This is a genomic window from Micromonospora sp. NPDC003776 (assembly GCF_053605645.1).
Genome location: NZ_JBSGJR010000664.1, coordinates 1 through 3433 on the forward strand (window position 1 = coordinate 1; position 3433 = coordinate 3433).

Annotated in this window: 3 protein-coding genes and 1 pseudogene; 2 read left to right on the forward strand and 2 right to left on the reverse strand. The window is 74.1% G+C overall.

Features of this window, described 5'->3' with window-relative positions; translation table 11 throughout:
* On the reverse strand, positions 1–420 hold a 420-nt coding region (locus ACWEVO_RS32915), incomplete at its 3' end, for a GAF domain-containing protein (protein WP_452311336.1).
* Between the two features lie 131 nt (positions 421–551).
* On the opposite strand from ACWEVO_RS32915, the gene ACWEVO_RS32920 reads away from it, so the two are divergent.
* Positions 552–2237 carry an AMP-binding protein gene (locus tag ACWEVO_RS32920; protein WP_452311337.1) on the forward strand — a complete coding sequence of 562 codons (1686 nt, stop codon included), beginning with the start codon at positions 552–554 and terminating at the stop codon, positions 2235–2237.
* A gap of 39 nt (positions 2238–2276) precedes the next feature.
* On the opposite strand, the gene ACWEVO_RS32925 is transcribed toward ACWEVO_RS32920, so the two are convergent.
* Positions 2277–2786 carry a DinB family protein gene (locus tag ACWEVO_RS32925; RefSeq protein WP_452311338.1) on the reverse strand — a complete coding sequence of 170 codons (510 nt, stop codon included), beginning with the start codon at positions 2784–2786 and terminating at the stop codon, positions 2277–2279.
* A gap of 138 nt (positions 2787–2924) precedes the next feature.
* On the opposite strand from ACWEVO_RS32925, the pseudogene ACWEVO_RS32930 reads away from it, so the two are divergent.
* Positions 2925–3433: pseudogene (locus tag ACWEVO_RS32930) on the forward strand (hypothetical protein); the annotation flags it as partial.

Genomic DNA, 3433 nt, shown 5'->3' on the forward strand with positions numbered 1-3433 from the left:
CACGTCGACGACAACGGCCACCAGCCGGTCACCCAGGCTGAGCCGCTGGCGTACCGCGCCGCAGAGGACCGCGCGGACCTGCCGGCGCACCACCACCGGTACGGCGACCACCGAGCGCAGCCCTTCCGCGCCGACCGGCGCGTCGTACTCGTGGCTGATCGAGCGGGCGACGGGGTAGTCGTCGACCCGCAGCGGCAGGCCCAGGGCGAGGGCCTTGCCGCCGAGCCCGGCGCCGGGGTGGATGGCCAGCCCGCGCAGCGCCGACGTGGTGGTGCCGGCCAGCTCGGTGATGGTCATCCGGGGCGGCCCGCCGGCCTGGACGAGCCCGCCGAAGGCGACCGGCAGTCCGGTGCCCCGGCGCAGGGTGAGCAGCGCGCCGCGAAGCTGGTCGGCGTCGTCGCGCGGATACAGCGTCGGCACCGTCCCCACCTCCCGCCGGCCACCCCCGTCCGGGGGTGGTGAGACCCGCGTCACCTGATCGAGGATCAGCGTACTGCGTGCGGCGCCGTCCCCCTCCCGGCCGCGCGCCGGCTGACAGGAAGGACACCCCCATGGCCACCGCCGGCACCCAGGCCTTCCGCGAGGCGCGCGACTTCCTGCTCGCGCACCGCGAGGATCCCGAGACCGCGTACGGGAAGTTCCGCTGGCCGACCCTCACCGAGTTCAACTGGGCGCTGGACTGGTTCGACGTGCTCGCCGAGGGCAACGACACCCCGGCGCTGTGGATCGTCGAGGCGGACGGCGGCGAGGGCCGCTGGTCGTACGCCGAACTGTCCCGCCGTTCGAACCAGGTGGCGAACTGGCTGCGCGCCCGGGGCGTACGGGCCGGGGACCGGCTGATCCTGATGCTCGGCAACCAGCTCGAACTCTGGGAGACCATCCTCGCCGCGATCAAGCTGCGGGCCGTGGTCATCCCGGCCACCCCGCTGCTCGGCCCGGCGGATCTGGCCGACCGCCTGGAACGCGGGGCGGCGAGGCACGTGGTGGTCGGCGCCGAGCACGCCGGCAAGTTCGCCGAGGTGCCCGGGGACTACACCCGGATCGCGGTCGGCCCGCCGCTCGACGGTTGGCACGCCTACGCCGACGCGTACGCCGAGGACGCCGGGTTCACGCCGGACGGGCCGACCCGGGCGGATGATCCGCTGCTGCTCTACTTCACCTCCGGCACGACCGCCCGACCGAAGCTGGTCGAGCACACCCACGCCTCCTACCCGGTGGGGCATCTGTCCACCATGTACTGGATCGGGCTGCGCCCGGGCGACGTGCACCTGAACATCTCCTCCCCGGGCTGGGCGAAGCACGCCTGGAGCAACGTCTTCGCGCCGTGGAACGCGGGCGCCACGGTCTTCGTCTACAACTACTCCCGTTTCGACCCGGCGGGGCTGATGGCCGCGATGGACCGGTGCGGGGTGACCAGCTTCTGCGCACCGCCGACTGTGTGGCGGATGCTCATCCAGGCCGACCTGCGCCAGTTGAGGCGCCCGCCGCGCAGCGTGGTCGGGGCGGGGGAGCCGTTGAACCCCGAGGTGATCGAGCAGGTCGAGGTCGCGTGGGGGGTGACGGTCCGGGACGGGTACGGGCAGACCGAGACCACCGCGCAGATCGGCAACCCGCCCGGGGCGCCGGTGAAGCCCGGTTCGATGGGGCGCCCGCTGCCCGGGTACGTGGTGACGCTGGTCGACCCGGTGACCGGTGAGCCGGGCGACGACGGGGAGGTGTGCCTGGACCTGGCGCACCGGCCGACCGCGCTGATGGTCGGCTACCACGGCGACGAGGAGCTGACGGCCACCGCGATGCGGGACGGCTTCTACCACACCGGGGACATCGCCTCCCGGGACGCCGACGGCTACCTGACCTACGTGGGGCGCACCGACGACGTGTTCAAGGCGTCGGACTACCGGGTGTCGCCGTTCGAGCTGGAGAGCGTGCTGCTGGAACACGAGGCGGTGGCCGAGGCGGCGGTGGTGCCGTCGCCGGATCCGGTGCGCCTCGCGGTGCCGAAGGCGTACGTGGTGCTCGCTCCCGGGTGGGAGCCGACCGCGGAGACGGCGGCGGCGGTGTTCGCGCACTCGCGGGCGCGGCTGGCCCCGTATCTGCGGGTGCGGCGGTTGGAGTTCGCCGAGCTGCCGAAGACCATCTCGGGGAAGATCCGCCGGACCGAGCTGCGCGCCGCCGAGCGGGACAAGCACGCCGGCGGGCGGCCGGCCGGCGAGTACCGCGAGGAGGACTTCCGCTGACGGTCGGCGGCCCGATCGCGCCGGCCGGCGTCGGCTGAGTCACTCACCGGTCCGGCCGTCGGCCAGCTCGCGGGCGACGTCGAGGTGGCCGGCGTGCCGGGCGTACTCCTGCAGCACGTGGAAGAGGATCGCGGTGAGGGTCGGCCGGCGCGCGGGGTCGGTGAACCGGCCGCCGAGCGCGGCGGGGGTGTCCAGCGGCGTCGCCGCGACGATCGCCCGGGTCCGCTCGCCGCCCCGGCGCAGGGCGGCCACCAGGTCGGCCACGGTCTCGTCCGGGTCGACGTGCCAGCGGTCGTCGGCGCGGTCGCCCCACGGGTCGGGGACCGGCTCGCCGAGGAAACCCCATACCAGCCAGCGCCGCTCCATGAAGGTCAGGTGCTTCACCAGCTCCACCGGGGTCCAGTCGGACGGCACCCGGCTGGTGCGGGCCTGCGCGTCGGTCAGGCCGGCGAGCCGGTCGGCGACGGTGTCCCGGTAGTAGTCGAGGTAGGTGAGCAGCAGGGCCGGCACGTCCGAGGACGGGCCGGGCTCGGGGAACGGCACGCGCATGCCGGGGAGTATGCCCGCGGTACGGCCGATCAGCCTATCGACTCGTGCGAATGCAAGCGTCTACTGTCGACATGCTCAATGCTGTGACCTCGTGACACGGGGTGAATCGACGGGTCGGAAGCAGCGAGGAGAGACCTCATGACACGCAGTCTTCGCATGGTGCGCCGCGCCACGTGCGCGGCCGTCGCCGCCGTCCTGGCCGCCGGCTCGCCGCTCGCGGTCGCGCCGTCGGCCGCCCGGGCATCGGCCGGCGCCGCGTCCGCCGCATCCGTGCTCACCTGGGACCTGCACGCCGAGACGGCGATCTGGGACGTCGCGCGCCAGGCGCCGCAGGTCCAGTCCCGCGGGGCGGCGATGGTGCACGGCGCCATCTACGACGCCGTCAACGCCATCGCCGGCACGCCCTACCAGCCGTACCTGATCGCGCCGCCCGCCGACGGCTCGGAGTCGGTCGACGCCGCCGTGGCCGCGGCCGGGTACCGGGTGCTCGACGCCATCTTCCCCGACCAGCACGACGCCCTCACCGCCCGCTACGCCGAGTCGCTCGCCGCGATCCCCGACGGCCCGTTGCTTTCCTGGCGCAGCTGCGCCCAGATCCGCTGCGAGTGCTCCGCGAACGGCGCCACCCGCTGGTTGTGCAGTTCCGC